General features: G+C 64.3%; 17 protein-coding genes and 1 pseudogene. 3 read left to right on the top strand and 15 right to left on the bottom strand.

All coding sequences use genetic code 11. The annotated features are described in order from the left end of the window. Window positions 1-108: 108 nt before the first annotated feature. The 12 genes from BUS12_RS08730 to BUS12_RS08675 form a co-directional block, all read right to left on the bottom strand. A complete protein-coding gene (locus tag BUS12_RS08730) occupies window positions 109-849 on the bottom strand; it encodes an ABC transporter ATP-binding protein (RefSeq protein WP_074295325.1) in 741 nt (246 codons plus the stop codon). Next, window positions 846-1,847: an ABC transporter permease subunit gene (locus BUS12_RS08725; protein ID WP_367117601.1), complete on the bottom strand. Its 1,002-nt coding sequence runs from the start codon at window positions 1,845-1,847 to the stop codon at window positions 846-848. The genes BUS12_RS08730 and BUS12_RS08725 overlap by 4 nt, the downstream gene beginning before the upstream one ends. Before the next feature lie 209 nt (window positions 1,848-2,056). Continuing rightward, the gene (locus tag BUS12_RS08720) at window positions 2,057-3,805 is read right to left on the bottom strand and encodes an ABC transporter ATP-binding protein (protein WP_074295324.1); all 1,749 of its coding nucleotides are present in this window, start codon (window positions 3,803-3,805) and stop codon (window positions 2,057-2,059) included. Window positions 3,806-3,814: 9 nt separating this feature from the next. Next, window positions 3,815-4,786, bottom strand: coding sequence for an ABC transporter permease (locus BUS12_RS08715; RefSeq protein ID WP_074295323.1), 972 nt, complete (start codon window positions 4,784-4,786; stop codon window positions 3,815-3,817). 37 nt (window positions 4,787-4,823) lie between these two features. After that, entirely contained in the window at window positions 4,824-5,804 is a 981-nt protein-coding gene (locus BUS12_RS08710) for an ABC transporter permease (RefSeq protein ID WP_074295322.1), read from the bottom strand. 12 nt (window positions 5,805-5,816) lie between these two features. Continuing rightward, window positions 5,817-7,421 carry an ABC transporter substrate-binding protein gene (locus BUS12_RS08705; RefSeq protein ID WP_074295321.1) on the bottom strand — a complete coding sequence of 535 codons (1,605 nt, stop codon included), beginning with the start codon at window positions 7,419-7,421 and terminating at the stop codon, window positions 5,817-5,819. 330 nt (window positions 7,422-7,751) lie between these two features. Further along, a complete protein-coding gene (locus BUS12_RS08700) occupies window positions 7,752-9,431 on the bottom strand; it encodes an ABC-F family ATP-binding cassette domain-containing protein (RefSeq protein WP_074295320.1) in 1,680 nt (559 codons plus the stop codon). A gap of 157 nt (window positions 9,432-9,588) precedes the next feature. Then, a complete protein-coding gene (locus BUS12_RS08695; protein WP_074295319.1) occupies window positions 9,589-10,806 on the bottom strand; it encodes an acyl-CoA dehydrogenase family protein in 1,218 nt (405 codons plus the stop codon). 53 nt (window positions 10,807-10,859) lie between these two features. Beyond that, window positions 10,860-11,807, bottom strand: coding sequence for a TauD/TfdA dioxygenase family protein (locus tag BUS12_RS08690; RefSeq protein WP_074295318.1), 948 nt, complete (start codon window positions 11,805-11,807; stop codon window positions 10,860-10,862). Between the two features lie 129 nt (window positions 11,808-11,936). Continuing rightward, window positions 11,937-12,266, bottom strand: coding sequence for a 4Fe-4S dicluster domain-containing protein (locus BUS12_RS08685; protein WP_074295317.1), 330 nt, complete (start codon window positions 12,264-12,266; stop codon window positions 11,937-11,939). Continuing rightward, complete coding sequence (locus BUS12_RS08680; RefSeq protein WP_074295316.1) at window positions 12,263-13,906, bottom strand: FAD-dependent oxidoreductase; 1,644 nt, start codon at window positions 13,904-13,906, stop codon at window positions 12,263-12,265. Before BUS12_RS08680 ends, BUS12_RS08685 begins: the two co-directional genes overlap by 4 nt. Window positions 13,907-14,083: 177 nt before the next feature. After that, complete coding sequence (locus BUS12_RS08675; protein ID WP_074295315.1) at window positions 14,084-15,595, bottom strand: MFS transporter; 1,512 nt, start codon at window positions 15,593-15,595, stop codon at window positions 14,084-14,086. A gap of 286 nt (window positions 15,596-15,881) precedes the next feature. On the opposite strand from BUS12_RS08675, the gene BUS12_RS08670 reads away from it, so the two are divergent. The 3 genes and pseudogenes from BUS12_RS08670 (at window position 15,882) to BUS12_RS08660 (ending at window position 18,588) form a co-directional block, all read left to right on the top strand. Beyond that, complete coding sequence (locus tag BUS12_RS08670; protein WP_074295314.1) at window positions 15,882-16,172, top strand: co-chaperone GroES; 291 nt, start codon at window positions 15,882-15,884, stop codon at window positions 16,170-16,172. A gap of 15 nt (window positions 16,173-16,187) precedes the next feature. Beyond that, on the top strand, window positions 16,188-17,828 hold the full coding sequence (groL, locus tag BUS12_RS08665; protein ID WP_074295313.1) for a chaperonin GroEL: 1,641 nt from the start codon (window positions 16,188-16,190) through the stop codon (window positions 17,826-17,828). Window positions 17,829-17,992: 164 nt separating this feature from the next. Further along, window positions 17,993-18,588: pseudogene (locus BUS12_RS08660) on the top strand (nitroreductase family protein). Between the two features lie 61 nt (window positions 18,589-18,649). On the opposite strand, the gene BUS12_RS08655 reads toward BUS12_RS08660, so the two are convergent. From BUS12_RS08655 to BUS12_RS08645, 3 genes are read right to left on the bottom strand one after another with little or no spacing between them, the layout of a single operon-like run. Further along, window positions 18,650-20,020: an LLM class flavin-dependent oxidoreductase gene (locus tag BUS12_RS08655; RefSeq protein ID WP_074295312.1), complete on the bottom strand. Its 1,371-nt coding sequence runs from the start codon at window positions 20,018-20,020 to the stop codon at window positions 18,650-18,652. Further along, on the bottom strand, window positions 20,020-21,282 hold the full coding sequence (locus BUS12_RS08650; protein ID WP_074295311.1) for an SfnB family sulfur acquisition oxidoreductase: 1,263 nt from the start codon (window positions 21,280-21,282) through the stop codon (window positions 20,020-20,022). Before BUS12_RS08650 ends, BUS12_RS08655 begins: the two co-directional genes overlap by 1 nt. A 6-nt stretch (window positions 21,283-21,288) precedes the next feature. Further along, window positions 21,289-22,542, bottom strand: a complete 1,254-nt coding sequence (locus BUS12_RS08645; protein WP_074295310.1) for an SfnB family sulfur acquisition oxidoreductase — start codon at window positions 22,540-22,542, stop codon at window positions 21,289-21,291. Window positions 22,543-22,704: the final 162 nt, after the last annotated feature.

Below are 22,704 nucleotides of genomic sequence, written 5' to 3'. Positions count from 1 at the left end.
AGCGACGCCGGGATACCCGTGACATCGACGGTTCAAAAAACTTGGGCATGAATGGATACAGTAAAGAGAAGTGTTTCGAAAAGGCCGTGCATGCGGACCTCCGCAGCGTTATGCGTCGGACTCGGCGCCCGCCCCCAGTTCGGTCAGCAGCACTTCGCGCAAGGCAGTCGCAGCGGGATGAGCGCGCTGCGCATTCGCTTCGCGAGAGATGCGGTATTCGGCGGCAATCGCGCCGTCGCGCATGATCAACGCGCGATCGGCCAGCGCAATCGCCTCGTCGACATCGTGCGTCACCAGCAGTACACCCGGTTGATGACGTTCCACCAGCAATTTGATCAGGCGATGCATCTTGATGCGGGTCAGCGCGTCGAGCGCGGCGAACGGCTCGTCGAGCAACAGAAGTCGCGGTTCCTGCACCAGCGCGCGAGCGAGCGCCACGCGTTGCGCCTGGCCGCCGGACAGGTTGCGCGGCCAGTCGTCGAGACGATCGGCGAGACCGACTTCGCCCAGCGCACTCGCCGCACGCGTCTTGGCGCCGTCATCCGGCAGACCCAGCGAGACATTGCGCCAAAGCGTTTCCCACGGCAACAGACGCGGCTCCTGAAACACCACGGCCGGCAGCCGCGGACCGTCGATGGTGCCGCCGTCGATCGCATCGAGCCCGCACAGAGAACGTAGCAGCGTCGTCTTGCCGCAACCGCTTTCACCCAGCAGCGCGACGAACTCGCCGCGGTCGATCCGCAGGTTGAGACGGTCGATGACCGTACGCGGCCCATAGTTGCGCCGCAGATTGCGCACCACGACAGCGGCCTCGCGCTCCCCCTGTGCGAACGATTCGACCGCGCTCATGCCTTTGCTCCGCGTGCGTAGTTGCTGTGCCAAGCAAGCAGCTTGCGTTCGAGCGCGCGTGCAATCGTATCGGCAAGCACGCCGATCAGCGCGTAGATCACAATCGTCATCACGATCACATCGGTCCGCAGGAATTCGCGGGCGTCCATCGCCAGAAAGCCGATGCCGCTCGTGGTCGCGATCGTCTCGGCAACGACCAGCGCGAGCCATGCCGTCGTCAGCGCATAGCGCACGCCGGCCAGCACCGAAGGCAACGCGCCCGGCAACACAATCCGGCGAATCAGCTTCGAAGTACTCAGGCCGGTGACGCGACCGAGCTCGATCAGTTTCGGGTCCACCTGGCGGATGCCGGACACCGTGTTGATATAGATCGGAAACATCACGCCCAGCGAGACCAGAAAAATCTTGCCGACCTCCCCAACACCGAACCAGACAATCACCAGCGGCAACACCGCGAGAAACGGCACGGCGCGCAACATCTGGATATTGCGGTCGAGAAAGGCTTCGGCAAGTCGCGAGAAACCCACCGCCGTGCCGAGCGCAAAACCCAGCGTCCCGCCAATCACGAAGCCCGTTGCGGCGCGCAACAGGCTGATGGCGAGATCAGGCAGCAACTGGCCGTGCTTCACCAGATCGAATGCGGTTTGCGCGACCTTGGTCGGCGCCGGCAACACTTGCGGCGACAAGGCGCCCCAACGTGCCAGCGCCTCCCAGATCGCGAAGACCGCCAGCGGCATCGCCCACGAAATGACTTGCAGCGCCCGCTCGCTGGTCAAGCGCCGCAAGCCATCAGCCCGCGATGCAACTGCTTGCTGCCGGTTCGCAGCGGCAGGCTCCGCCTCCGACCAGTCAGTCGATGCAGGTGCGCGTCCCAACGTTTCAGCCATGATGATGTTTCCCTTGATCGTCTGCGCCCGATACCTATCAAGCGCGTTGCGCGAGCCACGCGTCTTGCCGATGCGGCCCACGCAGCAGCGCAGCGACCGATACTGCTTCACATATTAATCAAAAGACAAAATGCGGGAACCACATAATTCTTATATGCATAGCAGGGAGCGGCACGAAGCGCGTTTTGCGCTATAAGGCGCAGCGTCCCTGGGTAACCGGCGAGTGAAATCGGCACCACACATTGCGCGTGGTACATGAATGGAGACCTAACGAATCTGCCGCCACAACAGCGGCCCGAAGCAAGCTGCGTTGCGTGTGGTTACGCGGTAGGCGAGGTAGTAAAGATCCGCGACGCGTCGAGGCTTTCATGCGTCGCATCCTTGCCGGGAATCGCATCGAGCAGCGTGCGCGTATAAGGATGCTGCGGATGACGCCAGATCTCGCGATGATGTCCGCTCTCGACGATGCGGCCGTTCTGCATCACGTGCACGCGGTCCGCGATATAGCGCACCACGGATAGATCGTGCGAGATGAACAGATACGCGAGCCCCAGATCGCGCTTCAGTTCGACCAGCAGGTTGAGAATCTGCGCCTGGATCGACACGTCGAGTGCCGACACCGGTTCATCGCAGATCAACAGATCCGGTTCGAGCACGAGCGCGCGTGCAATGCCGATGCGCTGCCGTTGGCCGCCGGAAAACTCGTGCGGAAACCGGCCTAGCGCCGAACTCGGCAAGCCGACCCGATCGAGGATCGCTGCCACGCGCTGACGACGCAGGTTCCGGTCGCCCTCGCCGTTCACCACCAGCACCGTGTCCAGAATCTCCGCCACGGTTCGGCGAGGATTGAGCGACGCATACGGGTCCTGGAACACCATTTGCACATGGCGCCGCAGCGGCCGTAGTTCGCGTTCGCGCAACGGCACCAGGTCCGTGCCGCGCAAGCGGATCTCGCCGCCGGCAGCCGGCACGAGACGCAGGATGGCCTTCGAGAGGGTCGATTTGCCGCAACCGGATTCGCCCACCAGTCCCACCGTTTCGCCGCGCGCAATCTGCAACGAGACGCCGTCGACAGCGCGTAACACCGACTTGCTATGCCGCTGCGGATAGTCGATGCGCAAATCGTGCAGCGCCAGCAAAGGTGGAGGATCGCCGAGCGCGGAGAAACCCGGCGCGGAGTCGGCCACGTATTGTCCGGTGCGTGCCGCGCGCGGCACGACGGCGAAGGTCGGTTTGCCGTCGTCGCTGACACCATGACGGATTTCGGGCAACTTCCAGCCGCGGTAATGCAGATCGTCCGCGAGATTCAGCGAAGCGCCGAGCAGACCGCGCGTGTACGGATGCTGCGGTTGCGTGAAGAGCTTCGATACCGGTGCTTCCTCGACCTTCTCGCCTGCCAGCATCACGGCGACGCGATCCGCATGCTCCGCGACGACGCCCAGGTCGTGAGTAATCAGCAGCAACGCCATCGACAATTCGCGCCGCAACGAATCGAGCAGTTCCAGAATATGCGCCTGGATCGTTACGTCGAGCGCCGTGGTCGGTTCATCCGCAATCAGCAGACGCGGCCGGCATGCCACCGCCATCGCAATCATCACCCGCTGACGCTGGCCGCCGGACAGTTCGTGCGGATAATCGAAGGCGCGTCGTTGCGGCTCCGGAACCTGCACGAGGTCGAGCAGTTCAATCGCACGCTTCCACGCGTCCCGCTTCGACAGCGATTCGTGTTGCCGCAGCGTCTCGACGATCTGCGCGCCAATCGACAGCACAGGATTGAGCGACGTCATCGGCTCCTGGAAGATCATCGAGATCTGCCGCCCGCGGATGGCCCGCACTTCACGCGGCGGCAGATCGAGTAACTCCCGGCCGTCGAAGCGCAAGCTGCCCGACACGCGTGCTGGTGGCGGCACCAGCCGCATCAGCGAGAGCGCCGTCGCCGATTTGCCGCAGCCCGATTCGCCGACGAGCGCCAGCGTCTCGCCCGCCGCGATCTCGAAGCTCACGCCGCGCACCGCCTCATGGGCACCAAAACTCACGCGCAGGTCGCGTACTTCCAGCAGATTGGCCACGTCGCGCCCTTAGGTCCGTTGCCGCAAGCGCGGATTCAATGCGTCGTTCAGTCCTTCGCCCAGCAGGTTCAGTGCAAGTACCGCGAGGACGATCGCCACACCAGGGATCGCGGTCAGATACCACGCCGTGCGTAACGCGTCGCGCCCCGCGCCGATCATGCTGCCCCAGCTCACCGCGTTGGGGTCGCCCATGCCGAGAAACGACAAGGACGACTCGATCAGGATCGCGCTCGCCACCATCACCGAGGCCGTCACGATCACGGGCGGCAGTGCATTGGGCAGAATCTCGCCGAAGATGATCCGCGCGTTGCTGAAGCCCTGGCTGCGTGCCGCGAGCACAAAATCCGCGTGACGCAGCGTGCGAAATTCGGCGCGCACGATTCGCGCGACGGTCGGCCACGAGGCCACGCCAATGGCGAGCGCGATGGTCGTCACGCTCGGCCTGCCAATTGCCACGATCACGATGACCAGCAGAAACGACGGCACTGTCTGGAACAGTTCGGTCACGCGCACCAGCAGATCGTCGACGACACCGCCGAAAAAGCCGCCCACCGCCCCCACCAGCGTGCCGATCACCAGCCCGATTGCCGCGGACGAAGCGCCGATCAGCAGCGACACACGCGTGCCGTGGGCAATGCCCGCCGCCACATCGCGGCCGAGCGAATCGGTGCCGAGCCAGTAGTGCGGGTCCGCACCCGGCCATTCGAACGGCGCGGCGACCATGTCGAGCGGATCGCCGGGAAACAGGCGGTTCGCCAACAGCGCCAGCACGATGAAGGCGGCGAGCAGCACCAGCCCCGCCAGCGCGGACGGATTGCGCAGCAGCGCACGCCAGACGCCGCGTCCCACTCCGGCGCCGGCCACGCTCGAGGACGCGCCTCGTTGACCGAACAAGGCCCCGCCCAACTGACTGCGCCATGACGAGGTCGCTGCGGGCCCATCATCCGGGGTGGAAATCAGGTTGGGAGATTCGGAAGCCATTCAATGCCTCTTGAACAAAACAAAGCGGCGGCCAGCGTCAGGCAACACGCGGATCGAGCCATACCTGCAACAGATCCACCACCACGTTCGCGACGATCACCAGCAGCGAGGACAGCAACAGCACGCCCAGCAGCACGCTGAAATCGCGCGCCATCACGGCATCCAGCGCGAGCCGGCCGAGGCCGGGCCAGCTAAACACCGTCTCCGTGACGGCCGCGCCGCCCAGCAGCGTGCCGAAGTGCATCCCGACGATCGTGGTGAGCGGCATCAGCGCATTGCGCAACACATGACGCACGGTCACGCGCCACGGATGCAGCCCCTTCGCCTGCGCCGTACGAACGAAATCCTGCCGCTGCACTTCGAGCATTGCGGCGCGCGTGAGGCGGGCATAGATGGCGACGAAGAACGTCGCGAGCGTGGCAGCCGGCAGCAGGACATGCTTGAGCGCGTCCACGAAGTACGCGAAGCCATGCAGTTGCACGCCGATGGTCAGATTGCCGCCACTCGGCAGCCAGCCGAGCCGCACCGAAAACAGCACGATCGCCAGCAGGCCGATCCAGAAACCCGGCGTCGAATAGAGCAGCAGCGCCAGCACCGAGAGCACGCGGTCGGGCCACTTGCCGGCCCAATGCGCCATCACCGCGCCCAGCGTGACACCCACCACCAGCGCCAGCGACAACGCCACGCCCATCAGCAGCAGCGTATTCGGCAGGCGCGACAGGATCAGCTGCATCACCGGCATGTCGTAACGCGGCGAATAACCGAGGCTAAAGTGCGCGAGATGCGACAGGTACGACCACAACTGATGCAGGACCGGCTGATCGAGACCGAACCTCGCACGCAGCACCTGCATGGTTTCCACGGTCGCGGAACCGGACTCGCCGGCGATCACGTCGGCCGCGTCGCCCGGCATCAGCTTGAGCAGGAAGAAGTTCAGGACGACGATGCCGGCCACCGTCGGCAATGCCTGCCACGCTGTGCGACGCGCAATCGTGCTGAAACGCAAACGTCGGCTCATGGCGGCTCCCGGTCAGGCGCTCAGGTACACGTCGGCCAGATTGCCTTCGAGGCCCTGGGCGCTCACCGTATGGTTGTGCACGCGACGGTTGGCGAGCGTAACCATGCGCGGCGCGACCAGATTCAGAATCGGCAGGTCGCGATAGACGATTTGCTGGAACTGCTGATACAGCACGACGCGTTTGCTCTCGTCGGTTTCCACCGAGGCGGCTTCGAGCAGACGGTCCACTTCCGGATTGCTGTAATGCGGCGCGTTCGAAAACGGTACGCCGGGGCGGATGTTCCTGGACCAGTAGAGACGCTGCACGCCCACGCTCGGATCGAACAGCGTGTTCACGCCGATACTCGTGAAGTCGAACTGGCGGTCCGCGTAGACGCGCTTGAGAAACGCGGGCAAGTCCTGCGAGCGCACCGTGACGTCGATGCCGATCTTGGACAAGGCCGATTTCACATAGTCCGCCTGGCGCTGGTACAGGTCGCCATACGGCAGGTAGTCGTGAGTCAGGCTGAAGCGTACGCCGCCGTCCTTGCGCGGATAGCCCGCGGCGTCGAGCAGTTTCTCCGCGGTTTGGATATCGAACGCGTACGGCGCGAGTTTGGCATCGTGATACGGCGAGGCCGGCGTGATCGGGGTCGGCGAAAGGTCGGCGTAACCGTAAGCGATCGTGCGCTGCACGACCTGCGGATTGATCGCGTGGGCAATGGCCTGGCGCACTCGCAGATCCTTGAGGATCGGATGGTCGAGATTGAAGTCGACCTCGGAGAGCGGCTCGAGAAAGCGGTAACCGCGCGTTTCGACCGCAAGCTGCGGCAGTTGCATCAGGCGCGGCAAGTCGGTGAGCGGCACCGGGTTCTCGCCGCCCAGATCCAGCGCGCCCGTTTCGAAGGCCGCCGAACGCGCGGCCGCATCCGGAATCACCTTGAAGATCAGCGTGTCGATGTACGGCTTGCCCGGCGCCCAGTAGTCGGGATTGCGCTCGTAGACGATATTGGCGCCGCGCGTCCACGACTTGAAGCGATATGGGCCGGTGCCGATCGGCGCGTTGTTGTGAGGATTGCTGAGCGGATCGCCCGAGGCATACAGATGCTTCGGCACGATCGGCGATTCTCCGGCGGACAGCGCCTTGAGCAGGTACGGCGCCGGTTTCGACAATTCGATGACGGCGGTGCGCGCGTCGGGTGTGGAGACGCGTGTCACGTTGGCGAACGTGCTGCGTCCGCGCGGATGCACGGACTTCAGGAGGTCGATCGAAAACGCGACGTCCTCCGAAGAAAACGGCTGACCGTCGTGCCACTTCACGTTTTGCCGCAGCGTGAAGGTGTATTTCAGGCCGTCCGGGCTGACCGTCCAGGCGGTGGCGAGCTGAGGTTGCGGACGCAGATCGAAATCGTATGCCAGCAGGCCTTCCAGCACTTTCGAACTGGCCGCCAGCGCAGGCCCAGTGGTCTGAAAGATCGACACCAGCACCGGCGGCTCGGGGTTGATCAGCACGTTGAGCGTACCGCCCCGCTTCGGTGCGGCGCTCTCGCCCTGGGCCCGCGCCAGGGTCGGCATGCCTGCCGCAGCCAATGCAGCGCCCGATGAAATCAGAAACTCGCGTCGATTCAGCCCAGCCATGTAATTCGCTTCCTTTCGCCAGCAGTGCAGGTGTTTTCAGGGGAGTTGCATGCGGCCGTCTCCACGCGCAGGAAACCTGCGACACGGAGATGTCGGAAGGGATCGGTCCTTGCCCGGGAGACCGGCCGGAGAGCTTGATCGTAGCAACGACGGATTGGCTAATGAACCAACACATCCTGCTATCGATATATCGCGTTCGGCGCAACGGTACAGGCGCACCGTTTCGGTGCTGGCGAGCGTGTCAGGTCGCGCTGGATGCGCACGTGCGAACGCAACGCGCGATGCGAGCGCGATGACAGCTTCCAGACTGGAACTGCCTTGGGGGTTAACTCAGGCGACGACCTTCTGCTCCCCCGCAGCCTGCTCGCGCATGCGACGGGCTTCGTCGCGCAGGAACTGCTGGTAATCGTCCAGATCGCCGTCGAAGGGCTCGACGCCACCCTTGGTAACGAGCCAGAACTCGTCACATACCGCGCGCAGCAGAGACCTGTCGTGACTGACCAGCATCACTGTGCCTTCGAATTCGTTGAGTGCCATGCCTAGCGCTTCGCGTGTGGCCAGGTCGAGGTGGTTGGTCGGCTCGTCGAGCAGCAGCAAGTTGGGGCGCTGCCACACGATCATGCACAACACGAGCCGCGCCTTTTCGCCGCCGCTCATCGTGCCGACCGCCTGATGGACCATGTCGCCACTGAAATTGAAAGTGCCGAGAAAGGTGCGAAGCGATTGCTCGGTGCCACTCTGGCCCGGGGCACGCATGTGCGCCGGCGTGTCCTTGGCAAGGCGGATCATGTGTTCCATCGGCGTGTCGAGAGGACGCAGCACGTCGAGTTCCTGCTGTGCGAAGTAGCCGATGTTCAGACCCTTGCCTTCGCTGATTTCACCGGCAATCGGCACCAGCTCGTGCGCCACCGTCTTCACCAGAGTGGACTTGCCTTGGCCGTTGGCGCCGAGAATGCCGATGCGCTGCCCGGCCAGCACGGATCGGTTGATGCCCCGCACGATGACCGTCGGCGGCGTGCCCGGCGGTGCGCCGGCCGGCGCCGGGTAGCCGAAACTCGCGTCCAGCATCGACAACAGCGGGTTCGGGACGTTGAGCGGCTCCTTGAACTCGAAGGTGAACTCTGCGTCGGCAAGCACCGGTGCGATCTTCTCCATGCGTTCGAGCGCCTTGACGCGGCTCTGCGCCTGCTTCGCCTTCGAGGCCTTGGCCTTGAAACGGTCGATGAATTTCTGCAGGTGGGCGATCTTGTCCGCCTGCCTGACCATCGCGGCCTGCTGCAGCACCAGTTGCTCGGCGCGCATCTCTTCGAACTTGCTGTAGTTGCCGCCGTAACGCACCAGCTTGGCGTTGTCGACGTGCACCGTCACCTGGGTCACCGCGTCGAGGAATTCGCGATCGTGGCTGATCACTACCATGGTTCCCTGATAGCGCTTGAGCCACGCTTCCAGCCAGACCAGCGCGTCGAGGTCGAGGTGATTGGTCGGCTCGTCGAGCAACAGCAAGTCGGACGGGCACATGAGCGCGCGCGCCAGTTGCAGCCGCATGCGCCAGCCGCCGGAGAAACTGTTGACCGGCTGGCTGAGCTGCGCAGCGCTGAAGCCAAGGCCCAGGATCAGCGCCTGGGCACGTGCGGGGGCATCGTGTGCACCGGCGTCGTGCAGGGCCATGTAGGCGTGCGCCATGCGCATGCCGTCGTCGCTGGCCTCAGCGGCGGCGACTTCTGCCTGCGCGGCCAGCATGACGGTATCACCTTCGATGACGAAGTCGGTCGCACTCTGCTCGGTCTCCGGCATCTCCTGTGCGACCTGGCCCATCTTCCATGCAGCGGGTATCGAAAACTCGCCGCCGTCTTCGTGCAGCGTGCCGTTGAGAAGGCCGAAAAAGGATGACTTACCAGCGCCATTGCGACCGACAAGGCCGATCTTTTCGCCGGGGGCGAAGGTGACGGATGCGCTGTCGAGTACGACATTGACGCCGCGGCGCAGTGTGACATTTCGGACGGAAATCATAAGGAGCTACTTCGGAGAGGATAGGCATGATAGCCGACCGGACGCACAGGGCGTCGAATTTCTCCGGTTGCACCTCGTCTGGCGGGTCAGTGCGTCGCTCGATAAACGCGAGGGTCCGGTTCGCGTCGGGCGTGCGGCGAATCGCACATACTACGCGTCAGAACACCCGCCCCTCGGTCAGATGCGTGGTCACGCCGTTCAGCTCGTAATCGCCGATGACCCGCGCCTTGTGCAGCAGCGGGTTATGGCTGAAGATCGTGCGCAGGTTGCGCCAGTGGCGATCGAAGTTATGCGAGCGCGCCGTGGCCGACGCCCCGCCGATTTCGAACAGACGTTCGCCCGCATACAGCGCCAGCTTGCTGACCACCAGTTGGGTTTTGGCTGTAGCTAGCGCGCCTTCCAGCACCCGCTCTTCGGCGTTGCCGGCGCCTTTGCGGATCGCATTCGCAGAGCGGTCGAGGGTGCGAGCGTTTTGCTGCACTAACGAATCGATCGACAGGCTATGCGCCGCGAGATCGCCCACCACCTGCTGCACGAAACCATCTTCACGCGCCGACGGTGCGGGACTATGCAGCACGGGCCGACCAAACTGCGTGACATAGCGGCGCGCATCCTCAACGATGTTGCGCACAATGCCGGCCGCCACCGCCACCAGATGCAATTGCCGCAACGCACCGCCGTGCCGTCCCGCCAGCGTCGTATTGCCGCGTAGCGCGACTTCATGCGCATACACACGAACGTTGTCCAGCACGAGGCCGCCGCTCGCGGTCATGCGCTGGCCCATGCCGTCCCAATCGTCGAGAACCTGCAGGCCTTCGCGTGCTACCGGAATCACGATCGACACGTTCTGGTCGTTTTCATCCTGCACGTTGATGCGCGCATAGTCGGAAAACGCGGTTCCGGTCGAATAAAATTTGCGGCCCGTCACACGATAGTGAGCGCCGTCGCGCACCAGCTTCGTGGTGATTTCGCCGGGGCGCGAAGTGCCCAGTTCAGTCGATGCGCCGCCGAAAATCGCGCCCTTCTGCAAGCGCTCGATCTGCGTATCGTTAAAGGTGGAGCGCGGCGACAGCACCAGCGCTTCGGTCAGATCGAAATGAATCCGCAACGCGTGCGCGACATTCGACTCATGCGCAGCCAGGGTAGTGATCACCTGAAACAGATCTTCCAGCGTGCCGCCAAGACCGCCCCACTCCACCGGCAGACGCAACACGCCTAGCCCCGACTCCCGAAACAGCGTGAACGCATCGAACGGCAACTCGCGTCGCGCCTCCCGCTGCGCGGCGTCTGTGCCGATCGCTTCCGCCAATGCGGGCAACGCGGACAATGCCGCCTGGAGCCGCGACTGCGCGGCGTTTTCCTGTAAGACCTGCATGCCTGCTTTCCTTGTATAAACGCATGGGACGCGCCCTCGATGGCGCGTCGCCCTCAATTCAATGCAATGGCGGCCGCCGCGCCGACCGGCGAGCCTTCCAATGAAATCGATGCCCTGCCGTCGGGTCCAACCGGCACGTCGCCCACCAGGGTGGTGCGATACAACTGGCGGTCGAAGTCGAGATCGAAGATATCCGTGGGCGCGAGATGGGCCGTGGCGCGGTTGTCCCAGAACGCAATGCTGCCCGGCTCCCATTTGAAACGCACCGTGAATTCGGGGCGCGTCACGTGCTCCCAGAGCAGTTCGAGCAGCGCCTGACTTTCACGCGGCGTCACGCCGACAATGTGCTTCAGGAAACTCGGACTCACATACAGGGCACGTTCCCCGGTTTCCGGATGCACGCGCACCAGCGGATGCTCGGTCACCAGCGTGCGTTGCGACACCGCCTGCACAAACGCCTCCGTGCCGCTCGCCCCGGCCGGCGGGGTAAAGCGGTGCACGCCACGCAGACCGTCGACGAACGCCCGCAACGGTTCGGACAACTTGTCGTAAGCGATGACGAGATTGGTCCACTGGGTGTCGCCGCCGAACGGCGGGATCGTGACGCCGCGCAGAATCGACGCGTAGGGCGGATTGACCGCTGCGGTGACGTCGGTATGCCAGCCGGTCCACGGCCTTAGCAGCGTGGCGCCCTCGAAGCGCGTGGCCTTGCGAAACTTGGAGATGGAGTAGATCTGCGGATAGCCGTCCACGTGTCCGAATACCGGATGGCCGAGCGTCAGTTCGCCGAATTGCGCCGAAAACGCGACGTGCTGCTCGTGCGTGAGAAACTGCTCGCGAAAGAACACCACCCGCCACTTCAGCAAAGCCGCGCGTATCTCGGCGACCTGCTGGGCCGAGAGCTTCTGCGTGAGATCGACACCGTGAATTTCCGCGCCGATATGCGCCGAGAGCGGCGCGACCTGGAGCGAGGCCGTGGCGGCTGAGAGGGCTGCACTCATGGAAGACTCCTGATAGACGGATTGGGTGGACGCCAATCCATCAACAGTAAAGTCGTCATCGCGCCGCTCCAACCAATCATTGCACATATGCAAAACATCTACAGTGCGAACGCACGGTCGCGGCGCGCTTCAATGGGCTCGAATCAGCAGTTCGAAAGTCGCGTCGGCGACCGCGGTGGACTGCCGGCCACGGCCCCAACCTACCGCGTCGCGATAGCTGCCTAGCAATGCGCCTTCGGTTACGGCGGCTTCGTCGACCGTGCATGCGCCGTCAGCGTGCGGCGCCACGAATAACGCATCCTCCGGGCAGTAAAGCTCGCACATGAAGCAGGTTTGGCAGTCTGCCTGGCGGGCGATGCGCGGAATGCCGCCAGGCACCGCTTCGAAAACGTTGGTCGGGCATGCCCGCACACAGATATTGCAACCGGTGCAGCGCGATTCGCTGACGATCTCGATCATGCTGCCGCTCCCATTGCTACAGCCGGGGAAGCAGCGACCGGCGTCTTGCGCACCCACACTTCGTCCAACCCGCCGCTCAGCAGACGATGGTGCTGCCCATCGTCCAGTGCCTGGTATTCCTGACGACGATGCATGCCGCGCGTTTCGGTCCGCTGTAACGCGCTGCGGTACATCCAGCGCGAAGTCGCGACCATCGCGGCGGCCTCGCGTGCGCGCACGGCTTCCTGCACGTCGCGCGCGGGAGCGCTGGCGCGCAGTTTCAGCCACAGCTCATCGAGCCGCTGCAGCGAGTCGTCGAGCAGATCGGCGCTGCGGGTCCAGTTGCGTTCGTAGGGGAAGACTTCGGCCTGGACCGCCTGCACCACGCTTTGACTATCGTAGCTGCTGCTGCCGCCTCCGTCGTGCAGGCCAACACCTCCGGCATGCCGCAGCGAACGCGCGCGCGCCGCGCCCGTCACCTGACGCGCATGCCCGGCCGCGCCCGCACCGGCCCACAGGCCGGACGACATCGCCCACGCCGCGTTGTGACTGCCGCCGCCGGTGAAGCCTCCGCAGATCAGCTCGCGTGTCGCGGCGTCGCCGGCCGCATATAGACCTTCAACCGAGGTGGCGCATTGCTCGTCCAGCAGATGCAGCCCGCCGGTGCCGCGCACGGTGCCTTCAAGCCGCAAGGTGACCGGGAAGTGCTGGGTAAACGGATCGATGCCGAGCCGGTCGAACGGCACGAAGAAATTCGGTTGCGCGGTACGCATCCATGCGCGGATCTGCGCATCGGCCTTGTCGATACAGCCAAACACCGGGCGCGTCTGCAACTCGCGCGCAATGATGCCGCGTCCATGCGACGACCCGGCGCCTTCGATCTTCACGCCATCGGCGTCGTAGAAGGTCGCCCAGTTGTAGAACAGCGATTTGGTGACCGACGAGAACGCGGGCCCCAGCCCATACGCGTTTGAAAACTCCATGCCCGACAGTTCGGCGCCCACTTCGGCGGCCATCAATTGACCGTCGCCGGTGAGGACGTTGCAGCCTAGCGCACGGCTCTGAAACGCGCATCCGCCCGTGGCGATCACGACGGCGCGCGCTCGCGCAATCCATCGCTCCGAGGTTTGCCGGTTGACGCCGGCCGCGCCCGCCACCGCACCGCTAGCGTCGACCAGCAGTTCCAGTGCCGGGCTGTGATCGAGAATCTTCGCGCCGGCCTCCTTGACGCGTTTGCGCATCAGGCGCATGTAGTCCGGGCCTTGCAATGAGGTGCGACGTTGTTCGCCATCCTGATCGACGGGAAACGGATAGCCCCACTCAGCCAGTTGCTGGACGTTCACCCACGTCTGTTCGAGCACGCGGTCCATCCAGGCGTGTTCGGCCAACGCGCCGCCCATCGCAAAGCGGCTTGCCTTGGCGCGGCTGCGCGCCTCGCCATCGGGCGCCACGTACCAGAGCGCGGTACCGGCCGGCGCCGTGGCGCCCGAGGTGCCGCAGTACCCCTTGTCCGCCAGCACCACCCTGGCGCCTCGCGCGGCTGCGCCGATCGCAGCCCAGGTGCCGGCGGGGCCGCCGCCGATCACCAGCACGTCGACGTCGTAGCGCGCGCCTACCGACGCGTCATCCACTTTTCTTGCCTGCTGACCTGCGACGCTCATGGAGCCCCTCCCGTCTCGATGGACCAATCTGGAAAGTTATCCTCTCCGCGGGCATCGGCAAACCAAGCATTGCAGCTATGGATATGGGCTAGCTGCCAATGCAGCGCGCCTGGAAGCCAGCGACCTGCGTCGACGCCGGGTGCCGTCCTCGCGCCAGGCCATACCAGGTCAGGTCAGTTATGCGTTGACCGCGTTAACCGAACGCCCGCCCACCGCGAGCGGATCGAGATAATCCTCCGCGTCGATGTCGTACCCCGACGGCTCCCAGCGGATAGCCAGCAACACCAGCAGCGAAGTCAGCGGCGCCACCGCGATCACCCAGAACACTTTCGTCCCGAGCGCGGCCGAGAGAACCGGAAACAGAAACAGCGACACCGTCGACGCCGAGCGCACCAGCGTCTGGTTGAACCCCACACCAATGCCGCGAATCGAGGTCGGATAGCTGAGCGACGCGTAAGTCATCGAATGCGAGCCTGGCCCGAAGCCCTGTCCGAACAGATAGCCGCCCAGCAGCAGGATAGCCAGCACGACCAGTACGCCGCTGCCCGGCTTGCCGATCAACGCGAGCCCGATCAGCGACGCGAACTGCAGCGAGTGCCCCAGCACCGTCATCTTCCAGGCTCCCACAGTCGGCGCGGTGCGCACGCCGATCAATCCGCCCACAAAAGCAAAGGCCAGATTCAGCGTCAGCGCGGCGACGATCGTCGTCAGCGGTCCTTGATGAAAGAAGCTGGTGATGATCACCGGCAAGCCGAAGATGATCGCGTTGTAGCCAAACGAGGACGCCGCTCCAATGGTCGCGGCGAGAATCGTGCGGCTGCGGTAGGTGCGGTTAAACAGCACGCCATAGTTGCGCCACGACGCGGCACGCGGCGCCTTGACCGGCTCGCTGCTGCGTTCGACCACCGCATCCACCCCATACGAGCGCTTGAGAATGCGCGCGGCTTCGTCCAGATCGCCCTGGTTCGCTGCCCACACCGGCGACTCGCTGATATAGCGGCTGCGCACCAGAATGATCGCGATGGCGGGCACCGCGCCGAACGCAAGCGTCAGACGCCACAGCCAGCCCAGGTGATGCTCGGGCAGGATCGCATACAGGCCGAGGATCAGCAGATAGCAGGTACTGGTGGCCGCATACCACGCGGGGCACCACGCGGCCACGCTGGCCGCCTTGTTGCCCTTGCCCGCCACCCGTGAGAACTCCGCCAGAAACGCCATCGCCACCGGCAGATCGAGGCCCACCCCGAAGCCCATCAGAAAGCGCGCTCCGCCGAGCACCCACGCATTCGGCGCAAGACCGGCCGCGATGGCCGCGACCACGAAGAACAGCATGTCGGCCATAAACACGCGGTAGCGTCCAATCCGGTCGGTCAGATAGCCGCCGAACAGCGCGCCGAGAATCGCGCCAAACGTGATCGCAGACGAAACGAAGCCCACCTGTACCGGCGAAAGCGAAAACTGCCGCGCGATGTCCTTGATGCCGTAAGCGAGTGAAGTCAGATCGTAGGCATCCAGAAAGACCCCGCCGAGCGCAATCGCAATCACGATGCGTGCGTTACTGCCTTTCGCAGCGCCCGCGTTGACGATACGCGAGACGTCCTGCGCGGAACGGATCACAGCGGGACGGCCGGCGCCTGCCGTTTGTGCCGGCGTGTCGACGGTCGTCGACGGAAAAGCAACGGTGGACATGATGTCGGATTTCGCACGAGTAGCTGAAGCGTTGCATGGTAGCCATGCACACCGCATCGGCAAAACGACGAATTCATATATGCAAATCTGCGCTTGCGCAGCACTCCCTACTGGTCTCTGCTTCAGGGCATGCCGATTTTGCAGCATGCCCCATAACCTAAACAGCGAAATGCGGATAAGCATTTGAGGATTCGTTATTGGAGCCACCTCGTGCCCATTCTTATACTCAATCACGGTCAGCACTCGCCAGCGAAGAGTGCCAAATCTCCACTGCAGGAATGTCTAAATGAGCTTACGTCCTTTGCATGATCGCGTCATCGTCAAGCGTCTCGATCAGGAGACCAAAACCGCCTCGGGCATCGTGATTCCCGAGAGCGCCGCCGAAAAACCCGACCAGGGTGAAGTGCTCGCCGTCGGTCCCGGCAAGCGCGATAGCGACGGCAAGCGCATCGAACCCGATCTGAAGGTCGGCGAGCGCGTGTTGTTCGGCAAGTACTCGGGCCAGCAGGTCAAGGTCGACGGCGCCGACCTGCTCGTGCTGCGCGAAGAAGACATCGTCGCCGTAGTCCACCAATAAACGGAGCTTCACAAGATGGCAGCCAAAGAAATCGTCTTTAGCGACAACGCGCGTTCGAAACTGGTCGAAGGCGTGAATCTGCTCGCGAATGCAGTCAAGGTCACGCTCGGTCCGAAGGGCCGCAACGTGGTGCTGGAGCGCAGCTTCGGTTCACCGGTGGTGACCAAGGACGGCGTGTCGGTCGCCAAGGAAATCGAGCTGGCCGACAAGCTGCAGAATATCGGCGCGCAACTGGTAAAGGAAGTCGCCTCGCGTACCAGCGACGCCGCCGGCGACGGCACCACCACCGCCACCGTGCTGGCGCAGGCTATCGTGCGTGAAGGCCAGAAGTATGTGGCGGCCGGCCTCAATCCGCTGGATCTGAAGCGCGGCATCGACAAGGCGGTGATCGCCGCCATCGACGAGCTGAAGAAGATCAGCAAGCCGACCACCACCAGCAAGGAAATCGCTCAGGTGGCGACGATTTCGGCTAACGGCGAGGAGTCGATCGGCCAGCGGATTGCCGAAGCCATCGACCGCGTCGGCAAGGAAGGCGTGATTACCGTCGAAGACGGCAAGTCGCTCGAGGATGAACTCGAAGTGGTCGAAGGTCTGCAGTTCGATCGCGGCTACCTGTCGCCGTATTTCATCAACAACCCGGACAAGCAGGTCGCCGTTCTCGACAACCCGTTCATCCTGTTGCACGACAAGAAGGTGTCGAACATTCGCGATCTGCTGCCGGTGCTCGAACAGGTCGCCAAAGCAGGCCGCCCACTGCTGATCATCGCCGAGGACGTCGAAGGCGAAGCGCTGGCGACGCTGGTGGTGAACAACATCCGCGGCATTCTGAAGACGGTCGCGGTCAAGGCGCCTGGCTTCGGCGACCGCCGCAAGGCGCTGCTCGAAGACATCGCGATCCTGACCGGCGGCCAGGTCATTGCCGAAGAAACCGGCCTCACGCTCGAAAAGGCTACGCTCGCTGAGCTGGGCCAGGCCAAGCGCATCGAAGTGGGCAAGGAAAACACCACCGTGATCGACGGCGGCGGCGACCCGAAGACTATCGAAGCGCGCGTGAAGCAGATTCGCGTGCAGATCGAAGAAGCCACTTCCGACTACGACCGCGAGAAACTCCAGGAACGTGTCGCCAAGCTGGCCGGCGGCGTGGCCGTGATCAAGGTGGGCGGCGCCACCGAAGTCGAAGTCAAGGAGAAGAAGGACCGCGTCGACGACGCCTTGCATGCGACCCGCGCCGCAGTGGAAGAAGGCATTGTGCCGGGCGGCGGCGTGGCGCTGATTCGCGTGCGCAACGCGATCATCGATCTGAAAGGCAGCAATGCGGATCAGGACGCCGGCGTGAAGATCGTGCTGCGTGCACTTGAAGAGCCGCTGCGCCAGATCGTGTCGAATGCCGGCGAGGAAGCCAGCGTGGTGGTGGCGAAGGTCTCGCAGGGCACTGGTAATTTCGGCTACAACGCCCAGACCGGCGAATACGGCGACCTCGTGGAATCGGGCGTACTCGATCCGACCAAGGTCACGCGCACCGCGCTGCAGAACGCGGCTTCGATTGCCGGCCTGCTGCTGACGACCGATGCGACTGTCTACGAAGCGCCGAAGGATGCCGCGCCGTCGGCACCTGCGGGCGGTCCGGGCGCGGGCGGCCCGGGCTTCGATTTCTAAGGCGGCCATGTTTGTGCGTCGTTGATCCGGCGGCGCCTTAACGACGATCATGCCCGCCTCGCGCGGGCATGATCGCATCGATCCGCGCCAAATCGTCTATAACGTACTAGCATTTCACCAATCTGGCCCGCGTGGCCAGCTTTCGTTTCTTTCTGGATAGAGCCATGACCACATCGAACTCCCGTGCTGCGGATCATCCGATCGACGTTCAGTTTCTCGACCGCTGGTCGCCACGTGCCTTCACGCAAGAGACCATTCCAGAGTCGACACTGCTGACGTTCTTCGAAGCGGCGCGCTGGGCGCCCTCCTCCTATAACTCGCAACCGTGGCGCTTCGCTTACGCCCGCCGCGACACGGAGCATTGGACGCGTTTCCTCGGTTTTCTCAACGAGTTCAATCAGAGTTGGGCCAAACACGCGGCGGCCGTCGTAATCGTGCTGTCGAAAGCACTTTCACGCCACCCGGCGGCAGCGCCGAAGTGCCGGCTCCAACGCATTCGTTCGATGCCGGCGCGGCGTGGGGTTACTTCGCACTGCAGGCGAGTCTCTCGGGATGGCATGCGCACGGTCTGGCCGGCATCGAACGCGACAAGATCCGCCAGGGGCTAGCTGTCCCCGATGTGTATTCGATCGAAGCGGCTATCGCAATCGGACGCGCAGGCGACAAGAGTGTGCTGCCGGAGGCGTTGCAGGCCCGCGAGGCGCCGAGCCCACGCAAGCCGCTGGCTGAAATTGCCGCAGAGGGCCGTTTCGTTCCTTGATGGAGACACGCTGGCGCCCTGCGACACAGTCGCGGGCGCCAGGTCGGTGCCGCATTCACCGCTACGCGAGTTCGGCCGTCTGCCGCCGAAAACTCGCTGCCGCGTGCCGTCCGGGCAACAGATCGCCCTCGCTGAACAGCTTGTGGCGCAAGGTGCCTTCGTCGTAAGCAGTCTTGTACAGCCCGCGGTTCTGCAACTCCGGCACGACCAGATCGATGAAGTCCTCGTAACTTTCCGGCACGACGGTGCGGCTGAGGTTGAAGCCATCCACGCCGGTTTCCTCGACCCACGCCTGCAGTTCGTCCGCCACCTGCGCTGGCGTGCCGACAATGGCCGGATAGCGGCCGCCCAGTTCGAACATCTCCAGCAGCTTGCGACGCGTCCAGCCATGCTGCTTCGCGGTCCGCGTGGCCGATTCGATGGCGTTGGTGGGCGCATAGTCGACGGGCGCATCGAGATCGTATTGCGCGTAGTCGATGCCGGTGCTGGCCGCGAAATGAGCCAAACCCGCTTCGCGGCTCGCGTAACGCAGATAGTCCGCGTATTTCTCGCGCGCCTCGTGTTCGGTCGCACCTGTTACTACCGCGGCCCCAACGAATACCTTGACGTCGTCCGGATGCCGGCCGGCCTGAACCAGTTGCTCGCGCAACGTTCGCACCGTCTCGCGTCCGACCGTCCGGTTCGGCGGCGAGATGAACACGCACTCGGCGTGCCGCGCGGCGAAACGTTGGCCACGCCCGGAGCTGCCCGCCTGGAACAACACCGGCGTGCGTTGCGGCGACGGCTCGGCGAGATGGTAGCCCTCGACGTTGTAGTAGCGCCCCGCATGCTTCACCTCGTGCACTTTAGCCGGATCGGCATAGACGCGGCCGGCCTTGTCGCGCAGCACCGCGCCCTGTTCCCAACTGCCTTCCCACAGCTTGTAGAGAATCTCGAGATACTCGTCGGCCCGCTCGTAGCGCTCGTCGTGCGGCAGTTGCTCGTTGAGCCCCATCGCACGCGCCGCGCTGTCGAGATAGCCGGTCACGATGTTCCAGCCAATCCGTCCTTGCGTCAGATGATCGAGCGTCGAGAAGCGGCGCGCGAGCAGATAAGGCTGCTCGTAGGTGAGATTGACGGTCACGCCGAAGCCGAGGTGTTCGGTGACGGCGGCCATTGCCGATACCAGCAGCGTGGGATCGTTGACCGGCAACTGGATCGACTCGCGCAAGGTCACATCCACGTTGTGCTGATAGACATCGTAGACGCCGACGATATCGGCCAGAAACAGGCCGTCGAACAGGCCGCGTTCCAGCGTGCGCGCGAGGTTGGTCCAGTACGGCAGCAGGCGGTAGTCGGTGGAGCGGTCGCGCGGATGCGTCCACAGGCCATGGTTGATATGGCCGACGCAGTTCATGTTGAACGCGTTGAGCAAAATCTGTTTCTTCGCCATCACAAGGCTCCATGCCGCGGCGGCAGCTTGTCGTTGAGGTAGAAGTTACCCACCGCATGATACTTCCAGCGCACCGGGTCATGCAGCGTGTGGGTGCGCGCGTTACGCCAGAAACGGTCGAGCCCGAGACCGTCGAGCGTGGCAACCGTGCCGGCGAGTTCGAACAGGCGCGAGCCCGCGTCGAGCGACACGGTCGTGGTCAGCGCCCGCGCCTCGGCTACGGCGACCGAAGCCTCGGCCACCGAGCGATCGGTGGAGTGGGCCTGGGCGGCGTCGACGAAGCGGCCCGCGCGGCGCAGCAACGCTTCCGCCGCACGCAGTCGCACGGCGAGGTCGCCGAACTGCGCGATGGTCAGCGGATCGTCGGCCGCGCGTTCGACCTTTGCGTCGATCCAGGGCCGCGAACGCTCGCGCACGAACTGCACGGCGGCGTCGAAAGCGCCTCGCGCCTGGCCCAGATCGATGGCGGCGTGGATGATCTGCGCGAGCGGTCCGATCGTCGTCGCCCGCTCGAACGACACCTGGAACGGCACGACCCATTCGGGCTCGACACGCACTTCTTCGAACTGCACCGAGCCGCTGCCCGTGACACGTTGGCCGAAGCCGTCCCAGTCGTCCGTAACTGTCACGCCTGGCGTATCGCGCGGAATGAAGGCCAGATACGTGACGTCGCGTCCCTGCTCTTCTGCGACCACCAAAGTGGGAATCCAGTGCGCGTAAAGCGCCCCCGTGCAATAGAACTTGCGGCCGTCCACCTGCCAGCCGCGCGCGCCGCGCGTGAGCCGCGTGCGGCGTTTGAAGTCCTTGTGGCCGATTTCGGCAAGCGCGTTGCCGAAGCGCTCGCCCGCCAGCACACGCTGATAGAAAAAGCGCTGTTGTTCGACGCTGCCGCCGACGCGCAGCACTTCCAGCGCGTAGAAATGGTTTTGCGGAATCTGGCCGAGCGAGCCGTCGGCGGCGGAAATGATCGCGGTCACTTCGGCGAGCGTGCCGTTGCGCACCCCTGCGCCGCCGAATTCGCGCGGCACGGTGATGCCCCACAGGCCGCTCGCGACGAAGGCGTCGAGTTCGACCCACGGCAACCGCCGTTCGCGGTCGCGCAGCGCCGCTTCAGGCGCGAATTGCGCAGCGAGGCGCCGAGCGGTCAGCAGGGCCTGCGCGTCGTCGGTAATCAGATCAGGCGTAACGGGCGGGCGCAGTTCGGGAGGCAACGCGTTCGCCACAACGTCGCCGCGCGTTTCTACAGAAAGATTGAGAGTCATGTTTCTTCAGTTCCACGAATGACGCGCGGGCAGCACCTGGTTCAGGTGATAGTTGCCGAGCAGGTGCAGTTTCCAGCGCACCGGATCGTGCAACGTATGGGTGCGTGCGTTGCGCCAATGGCGATCGAGGTTATGCGCGGCGCGCGTCGAGGATGAACCGGCCAGCTCGAACAGCTTTTCGCTCGCTTCCAGTGCGATGCGGGTGGTCAGGATCTTGGCTTCGGCCACCGCGACGGAGGCACGTGCGCTCGCCTCGGCGTCGAGGGAGGGCGCGGCGGCAAGAGCATCGAGTGTGTGGCCCGCCTCCTGCAGCACCTCGTGCGCGGCGTGCAGATCGATCTGCAGACGGCCCACGTCGGCGATGATGTACGGGTCGTCAGTGGCGTGCTCAAGGCCGGAATCGACCCACGGACGCGCGCGTTCGCGCACGAAGGCGAGCGTGTCGGCCACCGCCGCTTGCGCAATGCCCTGATCGATGGCAGCCTGAATCAGTTGTGAAGTAGGCCCGAACAGGCCCGGACGCTCGGCAAGTTGCCAGATCGGCAGCACGTCCTGCGGATCGACCGGCACCTGCCTGAACGTCACCGTGCCGCTTGCCGTCGTACGTTGTCCGAATGAGTTCCAGTCGTCGACCACCGTCAGGCCCGGCGCGTCGCGCGGCGCCCAGACCTGCACGGCGCGGCCTTCGTCGTCGGTGGCGCGAGTGGGAACGCGGTGCGCGAACAGCGCACCGGTAGAGTAGAAACGCTGGCCGTCGAGGCGCAAGCCATCAGGCGTCGCAGTCAGCCGCGTCGTGCCCTGCAGGATGGTCCTGACGTTCGCCGAACGGCGCTCCGGACCGGCGTTGCCAAGCCGCTGGCCCGCCAGCACCTCGCCATACAGGCGCGCTTTCTGCGCCGGCGTGCCGATTTCGCGCAGCACGCCCAGCACGCCGAAATGGTTCTGCGGAATCTGGCCCAAAGCCGGATCGGCTGCACACAGGATCACAAACACTTCGGCGAGCGTGGCGTACGACACATCGGCGCCGCCGAATTCGCGCGGCACGGTGATCGCGCCAAGGCCGCTTTCCGACCACAGATCCAGTTCAGCCCATGGCAACAGGCGTTGGCGATCGCGCTCGGAAGCGCCGGCCGCGAACCGCTCGGCGAGGGCGTGGGCGGCGGCGATCGCCTGGGCGTCGCCGGCAATGCGCTGGACACGGGCGGGATCGGGACGCCGAGGCAGCGGCGCCTCGGCGGAGGGAGATTCGAGAGTGGACATGATGGTTCGTACCGACAGAGGTGACACCCGTCCGCCCACAACGCTCCCTCCCTTGTGACGGAGAAACGCACAGCCTGCGTAACGCTTGTGGCGAACAGGTTGAACCGTCTATTGGACCAGCAGAGGCTTGCCACGCCTACTATCGAATTGGAACTTGCTTAT

It is taken from the genome of Paraburkholderia phenazinium, from assembly GCF_900142845.1.
Classification (GTDB): Bacteria; Pseudomonadota; Gammaproteobacteria; order Burkholderiales; family Burkholderiaceae; genus Paraburkholderia; species Paraburkholderia phenazinium_A.
Note: the sequence above shows the minus strand (reverse complement) of the source record. Positions and strands in the feature narration are given on the sequence as shown.